The following is a 24,528-nucleotide window of genomic DNA, read 5'->3' as shown; positions in this document are numbered from 1 at the left end:
TTTCCCTATTTTACATTAGCGTAGCATGTATGAAATAGGATGAGAACCTGGATACTTTCTCATCTAGGGCAAATGGAATCGCTACCTCGTCTGGTTCAATCCACACAATCTGTACGATTGAACAGGGGAATGTCGACTTTTGGCGAACACATTTAGGAAACTGATTTAAAGGAGAGAGAGAGATGCCAAAACGAAAATTTGCCAATCGTCGTGATTGGGAACGCATATTAAAAAATCGATACGCACAAATGGAGGTGCGGGACGATCGCTTCTCGGGCACCGTCGCCCTCTTTCAAATTGACGCCGTCCGAGCCCCACAATATAAGATGCATCAAGGAAAGGAGTTCATCGTCGCCGACGCAGGTTACGCGTGGCTCCAGTACTTCTCAGAACATGAACCGTTCGGGGTGACCGTCATGTTCGATGACCGGGGCAACATCGTCCAATGGTACATCGATATCGTCGAGGGGATCGGGTATGAGGATGGGATTCCGTACATGGATGACCTCCTGCTCGACATCCTCATCTTCCCGAACGGTGACGTCGTCCGTAAAGACGAGGATGAGTTCGAAGCGGCAGCCAAGTCAGGTGAGCTCACGCCGGAGATGGTCGACCGTGGCTGGCGTGATTTCAAGGCGACGCTCGATCGGATCGAACGCCGCGACTTCGTCTATTTTGATTTAGCGAACGAGCATTACGAGCAGTTGAAGCAAAAGCTTTGAGTCTTCCCGTACTGCTTTTGGTACAGTGAAAGAACAGGGGGGAAGATAGATGAAACAAATTGATCTCGAGAAGTGGCCGCGTAAAAAGCATTATGAGTTTTTCAAGGCGTTTGACGCCCCGCATTTCAACGTGACGGCGAACGTCGACGTGACGAAGCTACATACGTTCGCGAAGACGCGCGGACAGTCATTTTTCAAGCTGTTCTTATACGGCGTGGTGAAGACGGCGAACGCCATCCCTGAACTTAGGTACCGGATGCGCGGTGACGTGGTCGTCGAGCATGATGTCGTCCATCCATCGTTCACCGTCATGATGGATGATGACGTCTTCAATTTCTGTACGGCGACGTATAAAGACGCGTTTCCCGACTTCATGGAGGAAGTGGCCGTGCGGATGAGCGGGGCGAAACGAGAAGTCGTCGTCGGAGATGACGAGCCGGACAGCCTGCTCTATATTACGAGCGTGCCTTGGCTCACGTTCACGAGCATCAGTCACCCGACGAATGACCAACAGCACGATAGCGTTCCGCGGATCGCCTGGGGCAAATTCACGAAAGTTGGCGACCGGATGATGATGCCGCTCTCAGTCCAAGCGCACCACGCGCTCGTCGACGGCGTCCATATCGGGAAATATTATGAGAAACTGCAAGCGTGGCTCGATGATTTGAGCGACCTTCACGTTAAACAGCCAGAAGAAGTCGGACTCGACGAGGCGATCCGCCTGCGCGAGAACGGAGAGCTCGAGCGGGCGAAGCAGCTGTTGCTCATGCTGTTGCGTCAAGATGAGAAAAATCCACGACTCCACGCGCAATGTGCCTGGTGTTATGACTCGCTCGGCGAAGAGCGTCAAGCCGTCCCGCACTATGAGCGGGCCATCCGACTCGGTCTGAGCGGTCACGAGCTCAGTGAGACGTATATCGGGCTCGGCAGCACGTACCGTGCGCTCGGTCGTTACGAGGATGCCGAACAACTATTTGCTAAGGCGATCGAACAGTTCCCTGACATCGCTGCCTTGAAAGTGTTCCAAGCGATGACGCGTTACAACCTCGGACAGCATCAGGAAGCGACCGGTGCGTTGCTCGAGCTGCTCGCGAGTCCGCAGCCGGATGACAGCATTCAGCGTTATCGTCGCGCCATCGCGTTTTATGCGCGCAATCTCGACGAGACGTACGATTGATCCGGAAGACAAGGCTTGTGGAAGCGGCCTTGTCTTTTTATTGAATCAAATTGATTGACCGATCCAAATTACCGTGTTATATTTATCTCGAATTAAAGATAATTAAATTTAAAGTATTGTTTTCTCTCAACAAAGGAGGGGAACAGATGAAACAATCAGACGCCTTAAAAGCAATCACCGTCTTATTTCGGGCTTCACAATCGATCCAGGACATGGTCAAACACGAAGTCGCCGCATATGGACTGAACGCGACCGAATTCTCGGTACTCGAACTGCTCTATCATAAAGGTGACCAACCGATTCAAATCATCGGCAAAAAAGTCTTGCTCTCAAGCGGCAGCATGACGTATATCGTCGACCGACTCGAGGCAAAAGGCTATTTGGTCCGGAAAGCTTGTCCGAGCGACCGCCGTGTGACGTATGCCGCATTAACCGAAGCGGGAACCGACTTGATGGATCAAATTTTTCCGACACACACGAAACGGATGAACGAGTTGTTCGACGGAATCGATTTAGATGACACAATCACACAATTGAAGACGGTCGGCAAACGTGCCGAGGCGTCAAAATTTTTTAACTAATTATCTCGAAATCAAGATTTTGAAGGAGCGATTTAAATGAACCATGTAAAAGGGATTCACCACGTGACGGCGATCACGAGCAGCGCCGAAAAGAACTACGACTTCTTTACGAACGTCTTAGGGATGCGTCTCGTCAAAAAGACGGTCAACCAAGACGACATTCAGACGTATCACTTGTTCTTTGCGGACGATAAAGGTAGCGCCGGGACGGACATGACGTTTTTCGACTTCCCAGGCATCCCAAAAGGCGTGCACGGGACGAATGAGATTTCAAAGACGTCGTTCCGTGTCCCGACGGATCAGGCACTCGACTACTGGGTCCGCCGTTTTGATCGGTTAAAGGTAAAACATGAAGGCATCACCGAGCAGTTCGGCAAGAAGACGCTGTCGTTCGTCGACTTCGACGACCAAGCGTATCAGCTCATCTCGGACGAGTTCAATCAAGGTGTCGCTTCTGGTGAGCCGTGGCCAAACGGTCCGATTCCACTCGAGTATGCCATTACTGGACTCGGGCCAATCTTTATCCGTATTTCTGACTTCACGTACTTCAAGCAAGTGATGGAGGAAGTCATGTTGTTCGAAGAAATCGGGCAAGAAGGTGACAATCATCTCTTTGAAGGAGGTGAGGGTGGAAACGGAGCGCAAGTCGTCGTCATCCATGACGAGACGTCTCAGCAAGCACGTCAAGGGTTTGGAACGGTGCATCACGTCGCGTTCCGCGTCGATGACCGCAGCGTCCTCGACGAATGGACAGCACGGCTGCAACAGTTCGGGTTACCGACGTCAGGTTACGTTGATCGTTTCTTCTTTGAATCGTCGTATGCACGCGTCGCACCGCAAATCTTGTTCGAATGGGCGACCGACGGACCAGGATTTATGGGTGACGAACCATATGAGACGGTAGGTGAGAAATTGTCGCTCCCACCGTTCTTAGAGTCGAAGCGTGAGCAGATCGAAGCGATGGTCCGGCCGATTGATACAGTCAGGAGCACAAAAACGTTCGAGAAAGAGTATGAGGGTATGCCATCATGAGTTTTTTCAATCGTTTGTTCGGTAAACAAGAAGCATCAACCAACTCACAAGGAGGAACTACTATGTTGAAAATTGGAATCGTACTCGGATCGACTCGTGAAGGACGCGTTAGCCCGCAAGTCGGAGAATGGGTAAAAGAACTCGCCGACAAGCGCGGTGACGCGAACTATGAAATCATCGATATTGCGGACTACAGCTTACCGCTTCTCGGCGAGGCTGGCGGTGACGCGACAGGTGCTGCGGCATGGTCAGAGAAAATTGCAGAGATGGACGGTTTCGTCTTCATCGTACAAGAGTACAACCACTCGATGACAGGCGCGCTCAAAAACGCCCTCGACTACTTACGTAACGAATGGCATAACAAGGCGGCAGGGATCGTCTCGTACGGTTCGGTCGGCGGCGCTCGGGCAACTGAGCATGTGCGCGGTGTCTTGAGCGAACTCTTGATTGCCCACGTCCGGGTCCACCCGGCGCTCTCGCTCTTCACAGATTTCGAGAACGGCACGCACTTCGCACCGAAAGACGTACAAGTCCAATCGGTGAATGATATGCTCGACCAGCTCGTCCCATGGACAGAAGCGATGCAGACGGTTCGTACGAAAGCAGCGGAAGCGACGAACAACTAATTAAGCAACTGATTGTCCTTTCAGGGACGATCAGTTTTTTTGTGTTACTGTTCATTCGATATTGCATCGTGTATCGTCAGTAAAAGAAGGGAACAAAAGAAGCATACATATAGCCTGAAGGAGGAAACAACGATGAAATGGATGATCTATGGCGCGAACGGCTATACAGGTGAACTGATTGCCCGGCAAGCAGTAAACGAAGGGATGACACCGGTGCTCGCAGGGAGGCGTGCGGACGCGATCGAGCGTCTTGGTGACGAGCTCGGATGCGAGACGCGTGTCTTTAGTCTGTCGCTCGACAAAGCGAAGCAGGAACTCGCTGACATCGACCTCGTCTTGCACTGTGCTGGACCGTTCGCCGATACGAGTCAGCCGATGGTCGAGGCGTGCCTTGCGTCACAGACGCATTACCTCGATATTACCGGGGAAATCGAAGTGTTCGAATACATCCATTCGAAGAAACGGGCCAAGCTCGCGCAAGAAGCCGGGGTATTGCTGTGTTCGGGTGTCGGCTTTGACGTCATCCCGACCGACTGTGTGGCCCGCAAGTTGAAGGAACTCATGCCGGACGCGACGAATCTCGCCCTCGGCTTCTCAGCCGCTGCCGGTATTTCGCGCGGAACGATGAAAACAGCAATCCGCGGGCTCGGCTCGAGCAGTGCCGAGCGGAAAGACGGAAAACTGTCGCCGTTCCCGCTTGGGGCCAAGCGTCGACAAATCGACTTTGGGCGCGGCAAGAAAACAGCGCTCGCAATTCCGTGGGGTGACGTCTCGACCGCGTATTATACGACGGGCATCCCGAACATCACGACATGGATCCCAGTTCCCCCAGTGGCCGGATATGCGTCTCGTCTCATGTCGTTCTTTAGTCCGATTCTTGGTAGTGACGCTGTCCAAGGACGTCTCTTACGCTATGTCGATGAACATATTAGCGGACCGGATGAGGCGGAGCGGGACGGGTCGTCGACGTATGTTTGGGGCGAAGCAACGAATGCAGACGGACACAAATATATCGTCCGCATTAAGACGGCGAGCACGTACGCCTTCACCGTCTATGGGGCGCTCGAGGTCGTGAAACGTCTCGTCGGTTCAAGCCGGGTCATTCCTGGAAGCTTCACACCAGCGATGTTGTTCGGCTCGCATTTTATCGAAGAAATCGAAGGGTCGTCCTCGTTCGTGATTGATGAAGTCCGCCTTTAAAGCGTTGCCTTGTAACGGAATCACAACATGTTCGTAATTGAAGTGTGGTAAACTCAGGGAAGATTAGAGGGAGGGAACGAGATGAAACGCTTAGAACTAGCCAGGCGCATCGAACGCATCAAAGCGGAAGGGACGTCTGCCTACATCAGGCATCGAAAACAGACCCCTCCCTATGAAGGCTCGGAGTTAATCGTTGAAAATAAAGGTCATGTGTTCCGGATGGGGAATACGAGTTTTGCGGTCGGGTTCGGCTTGAACCGTCCGACGAGCTTTTACGATCTGCACCAAATGGAGAAGTGGGTTCGTGGTAAGAACGTGTCCCGCCTACATATTGAGGTGTGTCCACTCGCGGACATGTCGCTCATTCGCCTGCTGCAGGAACGAAACTATACGCTCGATCACTTTCTCGACGTCTGGTTGCTCGATGTGAATACGTTTGAGTTGCCAGAGAGTGAAGCGACACGTGTCGAACGTGTGCACGCCGATAACGTGAACGAATGGGCTCGGGCGATTGCGACAGGATTCGCCGAGACGGGGACCGTCCTGCAAGAGACGATCGATACGGCGAAAGGGTTTTATGCGTTACCGGAAAACCAGGCGTTTCTCGTCCGTGAAGACGAGACAGCAGTCGCCGGCGGTATTCTCGCCGTTCAGGACGGGATGGGGGAACTGTTTTTGACGAGCACGATTCCCGATTATCGGGGAAAAGGGTATCAGACCCAACTCATTTTAGAGCGAGTTGCCGCGGCAAAAGCGATAGGTTGCGAGTACGTGACGGTGACGACGAAAGTCGATACCGCCTCGGGACGCAACATGGAACGCCTTGGTTTTACACCGTTTTACCAAAAAGCAGTTATGAAAAGTCCGATCCTCAAATAAACAGGTCGCCCCGCGGGGCGACCTGTTGTCGTTAGAGTAGTGATTCGGCACCGTCGACGTACACTTCTGATCCGGTGACATGGCTCGACATATTGCTCGCAAAGAACAAGACGACGTCGGCCACTTGCTTCGCCGTACCTGATTTTCCGGCGAGCGGTTGGTTGCCTTCTGGATATTCAATCGGGATGACGATTTCTTCAAGTAACGCGTCGTCCCGGTTCGTCGAATCATCGATATTCGTATCGATTGCACCCGGACAAATCGTGTTGACCCGAATACCGAACTGGGCGAGCTCGGCCGCAGCCATTTTCGCAAAACCGGTCTGGCCGGCTTTCGTCGTCGCATAGCCGCTGAAGCCAAAGTTTTTAAAGAAACGGTTCCCGTTGATCGACGACGTGATGATGATGCTGCCGCCTTTCTCTTTCAAGTGGGGAATCGCATGTTTCACGGTTAAGAACGTGCCCGTCAAGTTCGTCTCGACGACCCCGTTCCAATCTTCGAGCGACAAGTGCTCGATTGGTGTGATCGTCCCGTTCCGTCCCGCGTTCGCAAACACGATATCGACATGTCCGAACCGTTCGACCGTCTGTTCATAAGCCCGCTTCATCTCGTCTTCGTTTGAGACGTCGGCGCTAATACCGATGGCGCGGTCCTCGCCGATTAAGCTCGCGAGCTTCTCGGAGTCCTCTTGGTTCAAGTCGACGATGGCGACTTTTGCCCCTGCTTGGACGAACCGGATGACAGCGGCGCGTCCGATTCCTGACGCCGCTCCTGTGATAAACGCGACTTTACCCGACAACAATGTATTTGAAATCATGTATTTATCTCCTTTCAGCTACCTGTTGTCATATTCCACTGTTCTATAAAAATTAAGCCCGTTTTCTTGAAAAAAGACGATTCTTCGTTTAATCGGACGTTACATGAATCGATAGCGCGATGTTGAGCGTCGCATCTGGGTCAAGCTCGATAGTCACATGTTGACCGGCGCGAAGCTCTTGCACGTCGCTAGCAAGACCCGTCACTTCCGTCTGGTCATTAACTAAAATCGTATGCAATTTGATTTCATCCATATCCGTCTCGGCTGGACCAATCATCAGTTGAGGGATTTCAATCCGTTCGATGCGTCCGTCGAGCGTGTGATCGTTCCACGTGCTCACCCAATAGACTGCTAACAAAAAAAGACCGATGAACGCGAAGGCAAAGATGAGTCTAGCTCTCATGGTGATCCTCCTCTGCGGTACCCCGGTGCGATGGTTTCCATTAGTTATTTACCCGGAATCAGGAATTTATATAGGCTGATTTTTACAGGGATTTGAATGACAGATGCGGAATATAGTAAAACAATTTGCGGAGTGGAGGCGCTGACGATGGTTCTAGTCGGGATGGTTGGGTTAATCATTTTAGGATTGATTGCTTTCGGGTGGTGGACGATTGGGTTTCCCAGACGGAGGGTGTGGGGTGGGCTGATCATGCTAGTGGTTTCCTTCCTCTTTTCGCCGCTACTGCTCGTCGCGAGCGGCGAGCGCTACGGATTTGATGGCATCGTGGCCGGATTGGTCGCGCTGTTCTGTATGGTCGGGGGCGGTTTTTTCTTCACGACACTTGGCTGGACTGGTCGTCACCGAAAAGTCAGGAAAGTCCGGACATTGTCGGAAGACCCTGATCTGTTTTAGTTTAGGTTGTCGTTGCCCCTTCGAAACCCGTACAGTAAACGTATGGAACAAAATGGAGGGATACATGTGTCGACACTGATTAAACCGACCGCGTTACGGCCGGGCGATACGATCGGCATCGACGTCGAGCTCGATGCGACCGCCGGGACGATCACCTTTTTAGAGAATGGAGTGACGATATGAGCGAATTTATTACTGTGGTCGACCGGACACGTAAAAGAGTCGGGTTGAAGTCCCGGGCCGACGTCCATCGTGACGGCGATTGGCATGAGACGTTTCACTGCTGGATGATTGACCCGACGCATCTTTACTTACAGCTCCGCAGCGAGACGAAACAAGATTTTCCAGGACTGTTCGACATCACGGCAGCAGGGCATCTGGCTGCCGGAGAAACCGTTCGCGACGGAGTCCGTGAGATACAAGAAGAGCTCGGGATTGAACTGTCACTTGAGCAACTCCACCCGCTCGGCGTCTTTGAGGACGTGATTGAGACGGGAGCGTTTCTAGACCGGGAGTTCGCCCATACATATGTCTATCCGTACGCTGGGGAGGCGTTCACGTTAGACGTTGACGAAGTAGCAGACGTCGGCAAAGTTGACTTCGAGGCGTTCGTCGCCTTGCTCGACGGTTCGCGCGAACAGATTGAGGCAACTTCGGTCGTAACCGGAAAGACGTTACGCGTGACGAAAGAGACGCTCGTTCCACATCCAGACACATACTGGAACCAAGTTGTTGAAGGGGTTCGGACATTTTGGGAGAAAGCAGAAGGCCATGATGATTGATATCATCTGGCGACTGTTGAACGGATTGCTAGTGCTAGGTTTAGGAGGAGTTCTAGTTTGGTGTTTTCGCAAGTGAAGAGGGGGAAGTGACGAGATGGAAGTTGTACATCCAGTAACACCGCTCGAGATCGAGTCGGCGCGCTTACGATTGCGGGCACCACGGCTGAGTGGAGACGAGCATGTCGTGAATGCGGCGATTCGGGATTCGCATGAGGAGTTCCGGCAGTGGTTGCCGTTCGCGCAGACGGTCCCGACGTTAGAAGAGACCGAGATCAATTTACGACGTGCCCACGAACTCTATGTAACAGGGGAGAGTTTTCGCTATCTCACCTTTTTACGAGACACGGGAACGTTCATCGGCACGGTCAGTCTGCAAGGCATCGACTGGGACGTTCCAAAGGCAGAAATCGGGTACTGGCTGCATTCAATGCATACCGGACACGGATACATGGGCGAAGCGGTCGAGGCAGTCACGCGGTTCGGGTTTACACATTTCGGATTCAAACGGATCGAGATCCGTTGTGAGTCGACGAACCGGGGCAGCCGGATGATACCAGAACGTCTAGGGTTTCAACTTGAAGGCATACTGCGGAACGACGACTTGTCCGCTGATGGAGCTCGTCTGACCGATACAGCCGTCTACGCGATGCTGCCCGATGAACTCAAACCGTCAGCGACATGATTCGTTGTTCGCCGACGGGTCCGGTCATACGACGTCCCGTATCCTTAAATCCGACAGTTTGATAGAGTGCGAACGCCGCCTCATTTTTTAAATTGACGGACAAGACGACTTGTCGCTTGTCAGAAAAATGGTGGCGGACGTATTCAGGTAGTTGCTGAAGCGCCGACTTGGCGTACCCGTTGTTTTGCGCCGGATGATTGATGGAAAAAATCGATAAGAGCAAGGCGTTCGGATTGTCCGTGTACGATTGGACGCGCTCGGTGTCGTGCAACAAAAAGAAGCCGACGGGTATGTCGTTCACAATGACGACGGGGTGCACACCGTACGGAATTATCGAGTCGATATCTTTTGGCAACGTCGTATATTTCTCTTGATCGAGCGGCAGCGTGAACGTCTCGAGGACGGGCCAGTGTTTGTCTTGAAGCGGTTCGAGTGTGACGGATGACATCGTTATTCCTCCCTCATTAGAAGTAGCGCACTTTCAGTATACAAAAAATGAATGGGAAAGGACCAACTATGGACCAACAGATCTCGTATCAACAAAATGCACCACTATCCGACATGTATCAAGCTTTCATGGACGGGTTTTCTGATTACATAATTCGCTTTGACATGGATGCGGCAGGATTCGAATCGACCTTCCTCGTCCGGGATCAAAATCAACCGTCACGCTCCATCGTCGCGTATGCGGACGGACGTCCGGTCGGTGTCGTCTTGAGTGGGGTGGCCCATTTAGAGACAGGTTGGGTCACGCGTTGTGGTGGTCTGGCGGTCTCCCCTGCGTTTCGAAAAATAGGGATTGCCCGCGAGTTGATGCGCCGTTTTGACGAGCAGGCAACGGGGACACGTCTACTTGAAGTCATCCAAGGCAACGACGCGGCACTCGCTTTGTACGAGCGGCTCGGGTACGAGACGGTGCGCGAAATCTTTTATTTCGACTCCGTTCCGACCGAAACGGAAGCGACACGCGCGATCGAACCGATCGTGACGCTGTTCGATTGCTATTACCCGTCGGCATCGCACCGGCCGATCTGGCAAACGGACGCGCGGACAACCCAGCAACGAGCCGAGCTCGTCCGGATCACAGAAGGCGACAAAACAGGGGCGCTCTTGTTCCGGTCAGGCGTCCTCCTCGACATTTTCGGCCGGGATGAGGATGCGGAATGGCTCCTGCGGGCGGCCGCAGCGAATGGACCGATCAAGTTGACGCTCACGTCGGATCGTCCTGAATTGATCGAGGCGGCGCGAACGCTCGGGTTCAAACAAGATGCCATCGCCCAGTTTGAGATGGTGAAGCGCGAGACAGGTGTCTGATGAGACGTCTTCTTCCTATGTTGATGGTCGGTCTCATCGTCGGAAACTTGTTCACGATTCTCGGATTGACGACGAACTTGTCTCCTTCAATCGACCGTGTCTTTCTGTTCGGGGGCCCGTCGGTGACGTTTATAACTGCTGTGGGTATTGTCTTTGTCGTCCTAAAAATGAAGCGAGACAAACGGTGATGAACTATTCGTGAAGTTTGTGAGAGTGCTTGCTCACCGTTTTGAAATGTTAGACATATAAATGAAATGCTTCATATATTGAACTTTTCAGGTAGGGATGCTATATTCGCACTTGTAGCTTTTTATATAGCTAGCGAATCATCCTATTTGGAGGTTTTATCAATATATGTGGAAACAACTTTTACTAACTGTCGGTGTTGGCGTACTCGTTTTGAATGGTCCGGCGTCGGCCTCAGCAGATCAACTTACCCCGCAAGAGCTCGTCAAGACGACGAAGTCTCTTCAGAAGATAGAGCGTGATGTTCGCGCATCAAAGCAAGCGGTTGAAAAGGCGGAACGTCACGTGCAGGCGGTCGATGAACGGGCGGATGCGCTTCAAGCTAAACTAGATCAAGTAAGCACTCAGCTCGAAGCGTATGAAACGGCTTCGACCCCTGAAGAGACGTCTTTGTTTAAACAAGTACTGTCGTCTGTCCTTCCTAGCGCGAAGGCGGAAGCGGCGGAATCCGAAAAAGCCGAGACAGATTTAAAAGCGAGAGAAGCCGAAGCTGCTCGAGCGTTAGACGAATTGAGTGATCAACAGGCCGAAGTGAAGGCCGAGCGGGAACAGGCGAAGGCTTCACATGCGGCAGCGTATAAGCAGTTGAAGGCACAAGCTGCGCAATTAACAGATTTGAAGAAGCAAAAAGCAGCCATCGCACCAGATCAGTTTATGATTCCGGCGACGGGACGTCTGTCACAAGGGTTCGGCCCTGCTAGTGGACAATTCGGTTATACGTTCCACAACGGGATCGATATCGCCGCCAAAGTCGGGACACCGATTCACGCAGCGGCTGACGGTAAGGTCATCGACGTCAAGACGAGCGGTCCTTACGGCAAGCACGTCTTCATCGAGCATGACTTGAACGGACAGAAGTGGACGACCGTCTACGCTCATATGCATAAAATCGAAGTGAAGAAAGGCCAAGCGTTGCTTCAAGGTGAAGGCATCGGCCAAATCGGCAACACGGGCAACTCTTCGGGTCCTCACTTACATTTCGAGGTGCATCAAGGAAAATACGGTTACTCGTCAAGTTCGGCCGGCAATACGGTCAATCCGATGGACGTAGCGGAAGTACTCGGCGGCACATCACCAATCAAAGCGGTTTATTGACACGACGCGGCGTAGCGTCGTGTTTTTTTGCGCAAAAAAAGCCGCATTGCAGCGGCTCTCGTTCATTCGCGGGTTGGATCGTGATTGCCTTTGGTGTCGGCGATTGTATCCGAGCTTCCGAAGTCTTCGACTTGGCTGAAGGCGTCAGTACTTTGCCCGGCGTCATCTGTTCCGTCGAGCTGTTTATGGGCAGCCGTCTCAGACGCATTGAGGACATCTTCTTCGACCGGACGATCGAGGTCTGTTTGATGCTCTTGTTCTTCCTGCTCACGTGCATGTTCGATGCAAAGCGTCGCTTCTGGGATGATCTCGAGCCGATCGAGTTCAATTTCTTTCCCGCACACTTCACATTTTCCGTACGTCCCGTTTTTGATGGCGAGAAGCGCCTTATCGACGTCCGTTAAAAATTCTTCGTCGAGTTCAGTGAGTGCGTGGTCACGTTCGCGTAAAAACAGCTCTTCTCCCGAATCGGCGGGATGGTTGTCATAGTGCGACAACTCTCCTTCGTCGTAAACTTCTTCACGATTTTCCAGATACCCTTCGGTCTTGGCTTTCTCTTTTAGTAGACGTTCTTTGAACGTATCGATTTGTTTTTGTGTCAACATACGGTCCACTCTCCAGTTCTGATTTCATTAGTATAAGCATTTCCCATTTTGCGACGCGACAAACCTTTCTGTCGGCAAAGCGGATTTCTAAAGACTTGAGAAAACGGGTATGATGACAATGAGTGTCAATTGTCGTGGAATAAGGAGGAAGCAACATGAGAAAAGTTGAGGTTGTGGAATACGATACAGCATGGACGGAAAAGTTTGAGGACGAGTCGAGCAGGCTCGAACGATTGCTCGACGGTGAACTGATTGTGATTCATCATATCGGCAGCACGTCTGTCCCGGGTCTTGACGCCAAACCGATCATCGATATCATGCCGGTCGTTCGCCAAATCGAACGCGTCGATGGATTGATCGGTCACATGGAGGCCCTCGGTTATCGCAGTTTCGGCGAGCACGGTATTCCGAGACGGCGCTTCTTCGCCAAAGGTGCGGACGTGCGGACGGTCCATGTCCACGTCTTCGAGGAAGGGGACGAAGGGGTCGTCCGGCATTTGGCCTTTCGAGACTACTTGATGGCATTTCCGGACGTACGTGCCGAATATGCCGCTCTCAAACAACAGCTCGCGAGCCAACATCCGGAAGATATCGAAAGCTACATCCAAGGAAAACAAGAATGGGTGTCCGAAACGGAGCGAGTGGCGACGCTTTGGTATTTGTCCCAGCAACAGAAATGAAACTTTTTCTCGCTTCATCTCGTAACGATAGATAACAAGTTGAGGGGGGAGATAAAGTGAAGCAATTTCTTGGGAAATGTATCGAATACTCGTTTGTCGCGCTCGTATTCATCGGATTATTCTTTGGCTTGCGCTATGGGGTCCATCAGTTCGTCCCGGCAACGGAAGAGATTCAACGTTATACTTATCTCGTCTTAGGGACAGCCGTTCTCGTGTTTCCGGCTTCGTTGTTCGGCGGCTATTTTCTCGCCCGTCCGATTCAGCGCCGGTTGAACGGAACAGCGACGGTCAGTTCGAACCACGTGTTGCGTGGTGATGAAAAGCCACACGGGGTCACGGAAGACCGAAACGGCACGCACACTGGGGGCGGTTTATGATGCGCTTGCGCCCCACTAGTTCGGTTGACGAAGAAGCCGCCACGTTTTAAGAACGTGTCGGCTTTCAAGCGAAACGTCAAATCGTCGTGAAGCACCTTTAGAAAGGGGAGACGGGTCATGACGCGGCGCCTCGTGCTATTTATCGTGTTCACGTTCGCGTGGTCATGGTCATGGTGGGGTCTGAACATCTGGCTTGTCCGCTCGACCGGTGCTTCGTCTTCGCTGCTGCATTTCGCTGGGGCGTTCGGACCGCTCGTCGCGGCATGGCTGACGACGGCTTGGACGGATGGGTCGTCAGGGTGTCGTCGATTGTTTGAGCGCGCCTATGGCCGCTTGACGATTCGCTGGACGTTACTCGCCGTGTCTCTACCCGTTTTGTTTTTCGCAATCGGTGTCCTCGTCGTCAGTATGATGCCGGAAGTCTCAAATAGTTCGAATTGGTTTGCCAACGACAAGCTTCCGGACTGGTCGCCGTTTGTGTTATGGCTCGTTTGGGTGGCGACATACGGGTTTGGTGAGGAGAGCGGGTGGCGCGGGTATTTGCTGCCGACACTATCAGAACGGATGGCGGTCCGACCGGCGACGCTCGTGGTCGCGCTCGTTTGGGCGCTTTGGCATGTGCCCGTCTTTTTATACGACCCAGATTTTCAAGACATGTCGGTGTTCATGATTGCCGGTTGGACGATTGGACTTATCTTCGGCTCCTTCTTTTTAGGCTGGTTGACCGTTCAGGCTGACTTCAGCATCTGGCCGGCTATCCTGTTTCACGGAACGTTCGATTTTTTGAGCGCCGGGGATGCGTTGCCGGACTTCATTCCGGCGATCTCATCGGTACTTTTGATTGGACTCGTGCTCGTATTGGCCCGTCGTTACGACGAGCAATTTCATAAACGTTGAAAGTAGGGATTGGATGGAAACGGTTATTTTAGTGATTGGGATCATCGGAGTGATTTCTTTAATGTTTTTCATGTCGAACCAGTGGATGGGATACAGCAAAGGCAATATCGTCATGACGCTCGATGATCATCACACGGACTTGAATCAATACGTGCCGGCGATTTTGACGAAACTCTATGAGGACGGCAAGTCGGCCCATTATCTCGGCGACCGGAAGTTTGAGGTGGACGGGAAACGATACGTCCTCGTCGAACGGACCGTACCGATCGGTCGGGTTCCGACCCAGCAGACGGTACTCATGCCGGATAAAACGAAGTAAAGCCACGCTGCCGCGTGGCTTTTTGTTATTGTGCAGGGGGTCCAAAACTACCGGCATGATAATCGCGGAACGCTTGGCGAATCTCGTCCTCGGTATTCATGACGAACGGACCATGGGCGATGTAGTCCTCACGGATCGGCTGTCCTGAGTAGACGAGCAAGCGGGCCCGTGACGTCGCTTTGACGCGGATTGCGCTCATGCTGTCTGCTGTTTCGTCGTACGTGAGCGTCGCCACGTGCGTTTTCGCGAGCGGGGTCGCCGACGTGCCGAGCTCGACTGAACCGGCGAGCACGTAGACGAATCCGTTATGGTTTGTCGGCAAGACGTGCTCGTAGACGGCACCGGCTTTCAGACTGATTTCGCTCATCGTGATCGGCACGAGGCTGTTCATCGGCCCCGTTACCCCGGCGACGTCGCCGGAGTAGACGCGCACCTGCCCGCCGTCGACCGGTACGACCGGGGCGTCTTCGACATATACGTTCTGATAGGATGTCGTCGTCGATTTGAGCGATTTTGGCAAGTTGAGCCATAGTTGCAGCGTATGGATCAAGTCGTCATCGACGGCTTCCTCGGCATGCCGGGCTCCCCAACCGGCGTTCATATATTGAACGTCACCGGCGTCTAAAACCGAATGACCGCCATGGTTGTCGATATGCTCGAGCCGACCGTCGATGACGTACGTGATTGTCTGAAACCCGCGGTGCGGATGGTCAGAGAACGTGCCACGCTTGAACCAATCCTCGGCCATTAAAATAAACGGGTCGAACTCGTCTTTTCGTTCCGGGGGTAACACCCACCCTTGTTGGACGTGCGGATAGCCGTTCTGTTTATACGCGACTTGCCAGTGTGCGGCGACATCGCGGTCAAATCGTCTCGTCATCAGACCATCTCCTTCGAAAGCGTTTGGCTCCATTGTCGCACATGGACGATCTAGAAACGGGTGATTTTGCTCTCTGAACGTGCAAAGACAGACGGCCAGGAGACCGTCTGTCAATAAGGGGCGAGCGACAGCCAGGTGGCGCTGTCCTCGGAACTGAGTTTGTAGTGGTTACCTTTGGTCGTGACATAGACGTCCGTCTTTTTGGAACGTTCATGGAGCGTCACGTCGAACGTTTGGGACTTAACGCCTTCGGCCAAGGTGAATAGCGGATATGCGGCCGCCTCACCGTTCCGGTTGACGCGTTCGGCCCGCTGCAGCATCTGTTTAAGCGTTTCTCCGTCGGCAGTGGTCGTCTGGATGGCGTCCAAATGATGAAGTTCGGTCTTACCGGAGAGCGACGTCTTATGGAAATAACCGATGGTCGCTTCCTCGACTTCTTCTGTTGTTGCTGCGTCGACTTCTGACTGTGTCATCATCACCGGCGGTTCATAGGAGAGCGAGATCGTTTGTTTCACCGTTTCCCCGCCAACATCATAAGACAGTTCCCAAAGCGGGTATGTTTCTCCGAACTTGAGTTCGTCAGGCAACGGATAGACGGTTGAAAGTGTCGGGATGCCGCCATCTGGAACAGAATCGAGCGACCCGTATGCCATGTTGTTTTCAGAAGATCGAATCAAGAGCGGTTGGACAACCCCGTCCATCTTGACGAGATAAAGCGACAGCGTCATCGTCTTCATGTTCGGGTCAAATGGGTGAAAAGATGTCGTCGACGAGTCCTGCGTCTTCACTTCTAGAGCGAGTGAGGCGAAGAGAGGAGAGTGCAGCGTAACAAACGGTGAGGTGAAAGGCATCACTTCGAAAAAGAGATCGTCCTCAAGATTGCTTTTGACCGCTTGATGCACCTCATCGGATCTACTCAGTGAACGAGGTCTTATGGGCTCGGCAGCCGTTTCACGCCGGGCAATCGAGAAGCGTTCGGGATCGATTTGTTTCATGTATTGGCTGGCGTCGGTTTGGCAATAGGCGTATGTCGCCTCGTCGTCATGGAACACTGTCATGCTCGTCAAGGGAGACGCCACATCTGACGAAAAGCGTGAAAAACTGCGATACGTCCCGTCATAGACGAAGGTGCTGTTCGGGAGGAAAATCGCGCCGGTGTCGTCACAAATCGTATGCACGGCAATCTGTTCCGTTTCGTCGAGCTGCATCGACTGTTGGTCCGGTTCATAATGATAGCCGTCGAATAGGATGGGGCGAACTTTGAGGTCGAGCGCGGACTCTTGTTCTGTGCAACCGGTCAAGATGATTGTCGCCATGAGCAACGTTGTGATGCCGATGGTTCGCACGCCATTTGCCCCCTTTACTCCATGAATTGGGCCTGCCACTTGGCCGCATCGTCGCGGAGTAGCTGGAAATGAGACCCAGTCTTCGTATTCGTCAAAAACACGTCATTTCCTTCATAGCTGACGTCGAACGTTTGTGCACATATGCCTTCGAAGACGGTCAAATAAGGGGTCGAGGCAGGTGTGCCGGCTTTCGAGACGGCTTTCGCGCGCTCGATCGCATTGAAGATGAATTGCGTATCGTCAGCTGTGGCGTGGCTTAAAAACGGCTCGTCTTTCGATTCCGTACCGATCAAGGCGAGCTCGTGAAAGACGACGTGCCGGCGGTGGTCGAATTGTTGGCGCATTTTGTTCTTCAAGCTATCCCCGCGCAACAAGGTTTCTTCTTTATAGGTGATCGACACGACTTGTTTATGGGCTTTTCCATCGCGGGTGAACGAGAAGCTGAACAACGGATAGCGTTCGTTCGCTACGAGTGTCGATGGGAGCGCACTTGCTTGCCGGACTCCTAGAAAACGGTCGAACGTCGCGTCAGGTGGTCGGACTACATCGTGATAGAGCTCTTGGTTCGACGAGGTGTAAATGCCGTAGCGCTGTTCGCCATCAGCCGACTCGGTACCAAATCCAATCGAGAGAAACGGCTGTCTAGAAGATAGATCAATAGGGACCACGAGGGTCTCGGCCGTGTCCGTTGACTCGAATGTGAACTCATATGAACCGTTGAACGGCATCGTCACGTGGACGAGCGTTTGCTCGAGAGCAGTCCGGAGAGGATACGGTTCGTTGCCGACCGGTTTGTCCATCTCGTTTAGAAATTGAAGTCGTTCGTGCGGTTGAGCGTTTCGCAGTTTCGAGATGGACGGATAAGTGACGGACAAGTCTTGAAAAGCGGTGAGACTGTCGGGAACGGATGCGACTTGTTTGATATAAGTGATTGTGCCTGCCTGACATTGCACATAAGACTGATTCTCCACTTCAAAGAATGTAGCGGTCGGGAACGCTTCGGTTGACGTTGTCGTCGTCAACGGCTGCGTCAACGTGACCGTTCCGACTAAACGGCGGTCGCCGGCGGGAACGTTCGTGATCGCATCTTCTGGATAACAAGCATCGAGCACGTTCGTCCGGTCGGACTCGGTCATCTCGATCTGTTGCCCCGAAGGAAGCGTGGCGCGACCTTGATAGTACTCTGGAGCTGTATGTAAACGAAAAGCATGTTCTTCCTCACATCCAAATAGGAATGACAAAATGGCAAGCGTACAGAAAAGCAGGTACTTTTTCACAGCGGTGCACTCCTTCGATGAATAACTTTCATCATTTTAGCACCAATTTTTTGTGACTTTAGTCTTAGGAAAACTAATGTGTTTTTTTAATAAAAAAGCGAAAAACCCGCTCGACTTGAACTGAGCGGGTCCGGTTTACACTTATGGATAAGAAATGGAATTTCTCGATTTGAACGTTGTCGATTTTTGACGAATGAACCTTGATATAGCGTCATTGCTAAAAAACGAACGGAAAACGTTGAAATGGAGTATGGGTTTTATAGGTATTTATTGGTTTTTATATTCCTTTAGTCGACGTCGCGACCGCGTGAAGCTTTCAAAATTTCGAACCATTCTTCACGGCTGAGCTCAATTTCAAGTGCGTCGACGCCAGTGCGGACTCGTTCAATTTTCCCAGAGCCGATGATCGGCATGATATTGACCGGATGTTTGAGCAACCAAGCATAGACGATTGAATCGATACCGCTAGCGTCATGACGGACGCGGATCTCTTCAAGCTTTTCACGAAGTGGCGCGTAGTCGTCTGCAGAGAATAACTGGCCTCCGGCGAGCGGGCTCCAGGCCATGAGCGGCATCCGCTTTTCGTGACATAGGTCGACAGAACCATCTTCGAAATGTTTCAACTGCATCGGCGAGAGCTCGAGCTGGTTCGTCACGAGTTTGAACGGTAACCGTGACTGCAGCAGTTGCTGTGTCGACGGTGCGTGGTTCGAGACGCCGAACGTCCGAACTTTTCCGCTCTGTTGCAACGTGATGAACGCCTCGGCGACTTCATCTGGATCCATGAGCGGATCGGGACGATGGATCAAAAGTGTATCAATCTGGTCAATCCCGAGCTCGCTCAAAGAACGTTCGGTTTGGCTGATGATATGCGCTTTCGTCGTATCGTAATGATTGAGCGTTTGGCCGGGGTTGAATGAGCCGGTCAATTTGATGCCCGTCTTCGTCACGATTTCGATTTGGTCACGAAGCGAAGGTTTGAGGCGCAACGCCTCTCCGAATAATCCTTCACACGTATACCCGCCATAAATGTCGGCGTGATCGAACGTCGTGATGCCGAGCTCGATACATTGCTCGATGAACGTGAGACGCTCCTGTGGGCTCATCTCCCATTCGGCGAGACGCCACATTCCGTGGATGATGCGTGAGAACGATAAGTCTTCCGTTAGTGCGATTCGTTGCATAATCGATTCCTCCTAATTGTCTGTCGCTTTCATTATACGGGTATTGTCCAACAGCGTCACTTTCTGCGCGCGAGCAGGGATGCTGAAACAGGGTCAATCGTGACGGAATCCGTTATGATAGACGAGAGACAAACAGAAAGAGGAGTTCTTCATGAATCGTTATGAAATTTATGCGGACGTGTCGTTCGAACAAGACGTTCACGAGACGCGTGCCACCGCTTATCACCAAGACCTCGAGCTGCATGGGATCGGACGGAGCGCCGCCGTATTTCGCGTGAAAGACACGCGACTCGTCATCAAAGTGTTCTTCCCGGGCTATACTCAAATCGCGGCGGAAGAAGCCGTGATTTATCGTACGCTCGAAGGGCTGCCCCAGTTCCCATATTTGTACGAAGTCGGGCCGAACTATATCGTCATCGATTATATCGAAGGTAAGACGCTGTTTGAGTGTTTGACCGAAGGGATTTGGATTGATGCGGCGTACATCGAGCAAGTCGACGAGGCGCTGATTAAAGCGCGGCAGCTTGGACTTACCCCGTCAGACGTACATTTGCGCAACATCATCCTCAGTCCGCAAGGCCGCATCTATTTGATCGATTTGGCCCGGTTCCGGCAAGGGCAACATATCGACCATCAATGGGAAGACTTGAAACGGATGTATCGGCTCTACCGGCTCCGCTTCGTGCCGAAACGATATTCCGAGCGGCTGTTGAACGGCATCGCCTATTTATACCGCACGTTTGTCAACGATCCGAGACGTTAGTCGAAGGTCGTTTTTCTTTTGGCGATTAGGGAACAACAGTAACGTATCGTTGTCGTGTCACTTAAAAAGGAGGACGTCCGAATGGCTCACCGAATTTATGCGAATGAACTCGAAACGTTGCATGACTGTGTGGAGACGTGTAACTACTGTCTTGAATCGTGTCTTGAAGAGCGCGATGTGAAGATGATGGTCGATTGCATCCGGCTCGACCGCGAATGTGCCGCTATGTGCTCGTTCCTCGCCGAGGCGATGACACGGGATTCGGCGTTCGTGCCCGAACTCGCACGGGCTTGTGCGGTCATGTGTAAGGCGTGCGCCCAAGAGTGCGAAAAACATAAGCACGAGCACTGCCAAGAGTGTGCGCGCGTTTGCTTCGAATGCGCTTCGATGTGCGACCGCTTAGCAGCTTGAGCGGAATACGGTCAGTCGACGCGGCTGACCTTTTTTTGTGGAAAATGCGTCGCGACGTGTGTTTTGAGAGCGAGATACGTATAATGAAGAAAACTCATGAAAGTGGTGTATGTATGATCCGTAATTGCCGTCGTGACGACCTTCAAGCCGTCTTACATATTTACAATGACGCCATCGTCAACAGTACTGCCGTCTATCACTATGAACCGGTGACGCTTCAAAATCGAGTCGCCTGGTATGAAGATAAAAAAGCGTCCGGACACCCCGTCATCGTCTGGCAAGACGGCGACGTCGTCATGGGTTTCGCCACGTTTGGCCCGTTCCGTCCATGGCCAGCCTACCATTACACGATTGAACACTCTGTCTACGTTCATCCGGGCTATCGCGGCAAAGGTGTCGGCAACAAGTTGCTTCGTGAAATAATCCGCATCGCGGAAGCGCGTAACTATAAGACGATGATTGGCGGAATCGATGCTGCCAACATCGCGAGTATCAAAGCGCATGAAAAATTGGGCTTCGTTCATTCAGGGACGATCAAACGAGCCGGCTACAAATTTGGAAAATGGCTCGACTTGTCATTTTATCAATTGGATTTGACAGGTCCCGAAACACCGCAAGAAGGCTAAATGTTGTCTATCGATATTTCTGAAATACGGTATACTGGCAACAGTGAATCGAATGGAGGAATCAAGATGACAGAACTACCGAATTGCCCAAAATGTCAGTCGGCCTACGTCTATGAAGATGGCGCTTTGCTCGTCTGCCCGGAATGTGCTTACGAGTGGTCACCGAGCGAGGCGGCCGAGGCCGAGGCGGACGCTGAGGTTAAAGACGCGAACGGGAACGTGCTCCAAGATGGAGATGCGGTCACGGTCATCAAAGACTTGAAAGTGAAAGGTACGTCACTCGTCGTCAAACAAGGGACGAAAGTGAAAAGTATCCGCCTCGTCGACGGTGATCACGATATCGATTGCAAAATCGATGGGTTCGGCGCGATGAAGCTCAAGTCAGAATTCGTCAAGAAACTATGAAAAAACTGTTTCGGTCCACGGACCGAAACAGTTTTTTGTATTACGAGAAGAACGGCTTGTATTCACGGCGTTCATGCATGACAGATACCCATTGGAGCGTCGTGAACTCCTCGAGCACCCATTCGCCGTTGAAGCGGCCGAGCCCTGAGTCTTTCTCACCGCCGAACGGCAAGTGCGGCTCGTCGTTCACCGATTGGTCGTTGATGTGGATCATCCCGGTCTCGACGCGGCGAGCAAACTCGGTCGCCCGGTAAATTGAACCGTGGACGGCGCCGCTAAGACCATATGGGAGTTCGTTCGAGATATGGAGCGCTTCTTCGTCGTCTTTGAATGACAAGATGACGGCGACCGGTCCGAAGATCTCATTTTTGGCGAGCGGCATGTCGTTCGTGACACCGCTAAGGACCGTCGGCTCGAGCACGTTGCCGTTCGCTTTGCCACCGACGTGGAGCGTCGCCCCGGCGTTGACCGTCTGATCGATTTGGTCGAGGATACGATCGATTTGATCATGGTCGATGAGTGGTCCGACCTGTGTATCGGCTTCATTCGGATTTCCGAATTTAAGACCGCGAACGCGTTCGTTAAACCGTTCGAGGAACGTGTCATGAATCGATTCGGCGACGAGAATCCGGTTCGTCGACATACAGATCTGACCTTGATGGAAGAACTTGCTGTAGACGGCCGACTCGACAGCGCGGTCGATATCAGCATCGTCTAGGACGACGAAGACGTTGTTGCCACCAAGTTCAAGCGCGGTCTTCTTCAACAGACGTCCGGCCTTCTCGGCAATGCCTTTCCCGACCTCGGTCGATCCCGTGAACGAGATGAGTTTTGGGATCGGGTGTTCGACGATGGCATCGCCAATCTCAGAGCCGCGACCGACGACGATATTCAAGACGCCTTTCGGAAGCCCGGCTTCTTCAAACAATGAAGCGAACAGGAGCCCGCCTGTGACCGGTGTCGCCGTCGCTGGTTTGACGACGACGGTGTTGCCGGTCGCGAGCGCCGAGACGATCGAACGGACCGCGAGATGGAACGGGAAGTTCCATGGGCTGATGACGCCGATGACGCCGAGCGGCTTCCGGTAGACCCGATTCTCTTTGTTCGGTACGATCGATGGTTTGATCAGACCGTCCATCCGGAACGGGAACGTCGACGCCTCTTTAATGATTGCCATCGAGGCAGCGAATTCACCTTCTGCCTTGATGCGGGTGCTGCCTGACTCTTTCACGAGCCAGTCGATGATGTCGTCTTTATAGTGTAACGTCAGTTCAGCGAACCGCTCGATCAGGGCGCGGCGCTCTTGCGGTAGCATGACCGCCCATTCGCCTTGCGCTTCCTTAGCTACCTGATACGCCTTGTCGAGATCGGACTCGTCTGCTGACCGAATCGAGAACAGCTTCTCGTCCGTGAACGGGTTGACGTTGTCGATCGACTTGTCGCTCGAACCGTCTACCCACTGGCCATTAATGTACATCTTTGTAAAATCGGTATGCATAACAACACTCCTTTATTTTTTCTTCACCTTAAGAAGTATTCACCTGATTTAAAAAATTAAACCTTTCGATGCGCAACTATCTTGTTTTACAAAGTAGTTGCAATTGAAATCACCTTCCATTACTATTATGTATAACAAGATAGTTTGGAGAAAGTGAGGTCACGCCATGGCGATGAGTCAAATGTTGAAAGGGTTGCTCGAAGGGTGTCTGCTCGCCATCATCGCAAAAGGGGAGACGTACGGCTATGAGATGTCGGAGAAACTTCAAGCGTACGGTTTCACGATGGTGAGCGAAGGCAGTATCTACCCGGTTCTGTTACGGATGAAGAAAGAGGGGTGGGTCGAGACGGTTCAAAAACCTCTGCCTTCAGGAGGTCCGAAACGAAAGTATTACGTATTGACGGAAGCTGGGGAACAGGAATTAATGGCGTTCCGGAAGCGTTGGGCAGATGTGTCGAGCGGTGTCGACCGCGTACTAGGAGAGGGGAATGAACGTGGAACTTTCGAAAAAGAGTCGTGATTTTTTAGATGATTTGGCGGTCTATCTCATGTCGAGTGGGAAATCAGAACGTGAAGTGAAGGACGTGACCGAAGAATTGAAAGACCATTTAGAAGAAGCGGAGCGAGCAGGGAAAAGCGTAGACGATGTCGTCGGACAGAGCCCTGAGGCGTATATGCGCCAACTCGGGAGCGAGATGGCGTTTGACGTGAAAGGGGTAGTGAAAGTTGTCGGCATGATCATTCCGAGCGTATTCGCCTACATCATCATCGGAAACTTTATTCAAGGAGAGATGACGTTCTCGACGGTCCAACTGATCGGCTTCCCACTCGTCGCCGTCATACTTTTACTCGCCGTGACACAAGTGTTCCGTAAGATGTCGACCGGTTCGTCTCGCGGCAAGATGAAAACTGGGTTGACGTATGCCGCGCTCGGTGCATTGCCGATGACGCTATTCCTAGGCTTGATGACTTTCGACCTGCTCGTTGAGACACCGAAGATCACGTTTGGGACGGTCGGGCAGTTCGTGTTGTTCGGGCTAGCAGTGCTCACACTCGTCATCGTGTCGGTGTGGACGAAGACGTGGATCAATCTGATTATTCCACTTCTACTGTTTGTGCCGCAATATGTGTTCGCGCAAACGAGCCTGCCGCTTGAACAACAGTTGATTTTCTCAATGATGGTTCTGTTCGTCGGCATGGGAATCGTTATGTTCGTCTGGTGGAAAAAGAATCAACAGGAGGAAGTCTAAG

At 52.3% G+C, this 24,528-nt stretch carries 32 protein-coding genes; 23 read left to right on the top strand and 9 right to left on the bottom strand.

What is annotated here, in order from left to right; all coding sequences use genetic code 11:
• Window positions 1–182 precede the first annotated feature (182 nt).
• From EVJ23_RS06210 to EVJ23_RS06180, 7 genes are all read left to right on the top strand, one after another.
• Window positions 183–722 carry a ribonuclease FAU-1 family protein gene (locus EVJ23_RS06210; RefSeq protein WP_131464850.1) on the top strand — a complete coding sequence of 180 codons (540 nt, stop codon included), beginning with the start codon at window positions 183–185 and terminating at the stop codon, window positions 720–722.
• Window positions 723–771: 49 nt separating this feature from the next.
• Window positions 772–1,899, top strand: a complete 1,128-nt coding sequence (locus EVJ23_RS06205; protein ID WP_131464848.1) for a tetratricopeptide repeat protein — start codon at window positions 772–774, stop codon at window positions 1,897–1,899.
• A gap of 146 nt (window positions 1,900–2,045) precedes the next feature.
• Window positions 2,046–2,480: a MarR family winged helix-turn-helix transcriptional regulator gene (locus EVJ23_RS06200; RefSeq protein ID WP_131464846.1), complete on the top strand. Its 435-nt coding sequence runs from the start codon at window positions 2,046–2,048 to the stop codon at window positions 2,478–2,480.
• 36 nt (window positions 2,481–2,516) lie between these two features.
• Complete coding sequence (locus EVJ23_RS06195) at window positions 2,517–3,512, top strand: ring-cleaving dioxygenase (protein WP_070329295.1); 996 nt, start codon at window positions 2,517–2,519, stop codon at window positions 3,510–3,512.
• A complete protein-coding gene (locus EVJ23_RS06190) occupies window positions 3,509–4,138 on the top strand; it encodes an NADPH-dependent FMN reductase (protein WP_131464844.1) in 630 nt (209 codons plus the stop codon). Before EVJ23_RS06195 ends, EVJ23_RS06190 begins: the two co-directional genes overlap by 4 nt.
• Window positions 4,139–4,270: 132 nt before the next feature.
• Window positions 4,271–5,338: a saccharopine dehydrogenase family protein gene (locus tag EVJ23_RS06185; protein WP_071398559.1), complete on the top strand. Its 1,068-nt coding sequence runs from the start codon at window positions 4,271–4,273 to the stop codon at window positions 5,336–5,338.
• Between the two features lie 81 nt (window positions 5,339–5,419).
• The gene (locus EVJ23_RS06180; protein WP_016508856.1) at window positions 5,420–6,217 is read left to right on the top strand and encodes a GNAT family N-acetyltransferase; all 798 of its coding nucleotides are present in this window, start codon (window positions 5,420–5,422) and stop codon (window positions 6,215–6,217) included.
• A 31-nt stretch (window positions 6,218–6,248) separates the two neighbouring features.
• Here the strand turns inward: EVJ23_RS06180 and EVJ23_RS06175 are convergent, their stop codons facing one another.
• Together EVJ23_RS06175 and EVJ23_RS06170 are read right to left on the bottom strand one after the other, a co-directional pair.
• On the bottom strand, window positions 6,249–7,034 hold the full coding sequence (locus EVJ23_RS06175; RefSeq protein WP_070329291.1) for an SDR family oxidoreductase: 786 nt from the start codon (window positions 7,032–7,034) through the stop codon (window positions 6,249–6,251).
• Window positions 7,035–7,122: 88 nt separating this feature from the next.
• On the bottom strand, window positions 7,123–7,437 hold the full coding sequence (locus EVJ23_RS06170) for a hypothetical protein (RefSeq protein WP_070329290.1): 315 nt from the start codon (window positions 7,435–7,437) through the stop codon (window positions 7,123–7,125).
• Window positions 7,438–7,584: 147 nt separating this feature from the next.
• On the opposite strand from EVJ23_RS06170, the gene EVJ23_RS06165 reads away from it, so the two are divergent.
• The 3 genes from EVJ23_RS06165 (at window position 7,585) to EVJ23_RS06155 (ending at window position 9,354) form a co-directional block, all read left to right on the top strand.
• Window positions 7,585–7,890, top strand: coding sequence for a hypothetical protein (locus tag EVJ23_RS06165; protein WP_071398556.1), 306 nt, complete (start codon window positions 7,585–7,587; stop codon window positions 7,888–7,890).
• A gap of 179 nt (window positions 7,891–8,069) precedes the next feature.
• Window positions 8,070–8,672: an NUDIX hydrolase gene (locus tag EVJ23_RS06160; RefSeq protein ID WP_131464842.1), complete on the top strand. Its 603-nt coding sequence runs from the start codon at window positions 8,070–8,072 to the stop codon at window positions 8,670–8,672.
• 94 nt (window positions 8,673–8,766) lie between these two features.
• Window positions 8,767–9,354 (top strand): GNAT family N-acetyltransferase, encoded by a 588-nt coding sequence (locus EVJ23_RS06155; RefSeq protein WP_131464840.1) that lies wholly within the window; start codon window positions 8,767–8,769, stop codon window positions 9,352–9,354.
• Here the strand turns inward: EVJ23_RS06155 and EVJ23_RS06150 are convergent.
• Complete coding sequence (locus EVJ23_RS06150; RefSeq protein WP_131464838.1) at window positions 9,335–9,802, bottom strand: GNAT family N-acetyltransferase; 468 nt, start codon at window positions 9,800–9,802, stop codon at window positions 9,335–9,337. The genes EVJ23_RS06155 and EVJ23_RS06150 overlap by 20 nt on opposite strands.
• A gap of 68 nt (window positions 9,803–9,870) precedes the next feature.
• Between EVJ23_RS06150 and EVJ23_RS06145 the strand changes: the two genes are divergently transcribed.
• From EVJ23_RS06145 to EVJ23_RS06140, 3 genes are all read left to right on the top strand, one after another.
• Window positions 9,871–10,668, top strand: coding sequence for a GNAT family N-acetyltransferase (locus tag EVJ23_RS06145; protein WP_131464836.1), 798 nt, complete (start codon window positions 9,871–9,873; stop codon window positions 10,666–10,668).
• Window positions 10,668–10,856, top strand: coding sequence for a hypothetical protein (locus tag EVJ23_RS15175; protein ID WP_141737250.1), 189 nt, complete (start codon window positions 10,668–10,670; stop codon window positions 10,854–10,856). The genes EVJ23_RS06145 and EVJ23_RS15175 overlap by 1 nt, the downstream gene beginning before the upstream one ends.
• A gap of 166 nt (window positions 10,857–11,022) precedes the next feature.
• On the top strand, window positions 11,023–12,009 hold the full coding sequence (locus tag EVJ23_RS06140; RefSeq protein ID WP_070329284.1) for a M23 family metallopeptidase: 987 nt from the start codon (window positions 11,023–11,025) through the stop codon (window positions 12,007–12,009).
• A gap of 62 nt (window positions 12,010–12,071) precedes the next feature.
• Here the strand turns inward: EVJ23_RS06140 and EVJ23_RS06135 are convergent, their stop codons facing one another.
• Window positions 12,072–12,614: a TraR/DksA C4-type zinc finger protein gene (locus tag EVJ23_RS06135; RefSeq protein WP_070329283.1), complete on the bottom strand. Its 543-nt coding sequence runs from the start codon at window positions 12,612–12,614 to the stop codon at window positions 12,072–12,074.
• A gap of 155 nt (window positions 12,615–12,769) precedes the next feature.
• Between EVJ23_RS06135 and EVJ23_RS06130 the strand changes: the two genes are divergently transcribed.
• From EVJ23_RS06130 to EVJ23_RS06115, 4 genes are all read left to right on the top strand, one after another.
• Window positions 12,770–13,294, top strand: coding sequence for a GrpB family protein (locus tag EVJ23_RS06130; RefSeq protein WP_070329282.1), 525 nt, complete (start codon window positions 12,770–12,772; stop codon window positions 13,292–13,294).
• Between the two features lie 56 nt (window positions 13,295–13,350).
• Entirely contained in the window at window positions 13,351–13,671 is a 321-nt protein-coding gene (locus tag EVJ23_RS06125; protein ID WP_131464834.1) for a hypothetical protein, read from the top strand.
• Between the two features lie 117 nt (window positions 13,672–13,788).
• A complete protein-coding gene (locus EVJ23_RS06120; RefSeq protein ID WP_131464832.1) occupies window positions 13,789–14,568 on the top strand; it encodes a CPBP family intramembrane glutamic endopeptidase in 780 nt (259 codons plus the stop codon).
• A 70-nt stretch (window positions 14,569–14,638) separates the two neighbouring features.
• Window positions 14,639–14,887 carry a hypothetical protein gene (locus tag EVJ23_RS06115; protein ID WP_233589656.1) on the top strand — a complete coding sequence of 83 codons (249 nt, stop codon included), beginning with the start codon at window positions 14,639–14,641 and terminating at the stop codon, window positions 14,885–14,887.
• Window positions 14,888–14,912: 25 nt separating this feature from the next.
• On the opposite strand, the gene EVJ23_RS06110 is transcribed toward EVJ23_RS06115, so the two are convergent.
• The 4 genes from EVJ23_RS06110 to EVJ23_RS06095 form a co-directional block, all read right to left on the bottom strand.
• A complete protein-coding gene (locus tag EVJ23_RS06110; RefSeq protein ID WP_201739221.1) occupies window positions 14,913–15,767 on the bottom strand; it encodes a pirin family protein in 855 nt (284 codons plus the stop codon).
• A gap of 110 nt (window positions 15,768–15,877) precedes the next feature.
• Window positions 15,878–17,113 (bottom strand): hypothetical protein, encoded by a 1,236-nt coding sequence (locus EVJ23_RS06105; protein ID WP_131464828.1) that lies wholly within the window; start codon window positions 17,111–17,113, stop codon window positions 15,878–15,880.
• Window positions 17,114–17,127: 14 nt separating this feature from the next.
• Window positions 17,128–18,390, bottom strand: coding sequence for a hypothetical protein (locus EVJ23_RS06100; RefSeq protein ID WP_236633488.1), 1,263 nt, complete (start codon window positions 18,388–18,390; stop codon window positions 17,128–17,130).
• A gap of 287 nt (window positions 18,391–18,677) precedes the next feature.
• Complete coding sequence (locus EVJ23_RS06095) at window positions 18,678–19,574, bottom strand: aldo/keto reductase (protein ID WP_070329277.1); 897 nt, start codon at window positions 19,572–19,574, stop codon at window positions 18,678–18,680.
• Between the two features lie 151 nt (window positions 19,575–19,725).
• On the opposite strand from EVJ23_RS06095, the gene EVJ23_RS06090 reads away from it, so the two are divergent.
• The 4 genes from EVJ23_RS06090 (at window position 19,726) to EVJ23_RS06075 (ending at window position 21,779) form a co-directional block, all read left to right on the top strand.
• Complete coding sequence (locus EVJ23_RS06090; RefSeq protein WP_131464826.1) at window positions 19,726–20,337, top strand: protein kinase family protein; 612 nt, start codon at window positions 19,726–19,728, stop codon at window positions 20,335–20,337.
• A gap of 81 nt (window positions 20,338–20,418) precedes the next feature.
• Window positions 20,419–20,748: a four-helix bundle copper-binding protein gene (locus EVJ23_RS06085; RefSeq protein WP_070329275.1), complete on the top strand. Its 330-nt coding sequence runs from the start codon at window positions 20,419–20,421 to the stop codon at window positions 20,746–20,748.
• Between the two features lie 113 nt (window positions 20,749–20,861).
• The gene (locus tag EVJ23_RS06080; RefSeq protein ID WP_131464824.1) at window positions 20,862–21,374 is read left to right on the top strand and encodes a GNAT family N-acetyltransferase; all 513 of its coding nucleotides are present in this window, start codon (window positions 20,862–20,864) and stop codon (window positions 21,372–21,374) included.
• A 66-nt stretch (window positions 21,375–21,440) separates the two neighbouring features.
• On the top strand, window positions 21,441–21,779 hold the full coding sequence (locus tag EVJ23_RS06075; RefSeq protein WP_070329273.1) for a zinc ribbon domain-containing protein YjdM: 339 nt from the start codon (window positions 21,441–21,443) through the stop codon (window positions 21,777–21,779).
• A gap of 40 nt (window positions 21,780–21,819) precedes the next feature.
• Here EVJ23_RS06075 and EVJ23_RS06070 read toward each other — a convergent pair whose 3' ends face one another.
• A complete protein-coding gene (locus EVJ23_RS06070) occupies window positions 21,820–23,277 on the bottom strand; it encodes an aldehyde dehydrogenase family protein (RefSeq protein WP_131464822.1) in 1,458 nt (485 codons plus the stop codon).
• A gap of 166 nt (window positions 23,278–23,443) precedes the next feature.
• Between EVJ23_RS06070 and EVJ23_RS06065 the strand changes: the two genes are divergently transcribed.
• Both EVJ23_RS06065 and EVJ23_RS06060 read left to right on the top strand, forming a co-directional pair.
• A complete protein-coding gene (locus EVJ23_RS06065) occupies window positions 23,444–23,797 on the top strand; it encodes a PadR family transcriptional regulator (protein WP_070329271.1) in 354 nt (117 codons plus the stop codon).
• Window positions 23,766–24,527: an HAAS domain-containing protein gene (locus EVJ23_RS06060; RefSeq protein ID WP_070329270.1), complete on the top strand. Its 762-nt coding sequence runs from the start codon at window positions 23,766–23,768 to the stop codon at window positions 24,525–24,527. The genes EVJ23_RS06065 and EVJ23_RS06060 overlap by 32 nt, the downstream gene beginning before the upstream one ends.
• The last annotated feature ends 1 nt before the right edge of the window (window position 24,528 follow it).

Source organism: Exiguobacterium sp. SH1S1 (genome assembly GCF_004337245.1).
Lineage (GTDB): Bacteria > Bacillota > Bacilli > Exiguobacteriales > Exiguobacteriaceae > Exiguobacterium > Exiguobacterium aurantiacum_A.
This window is presented reverse-complemented; position numbering and strand designations above follow the sequence as displayed.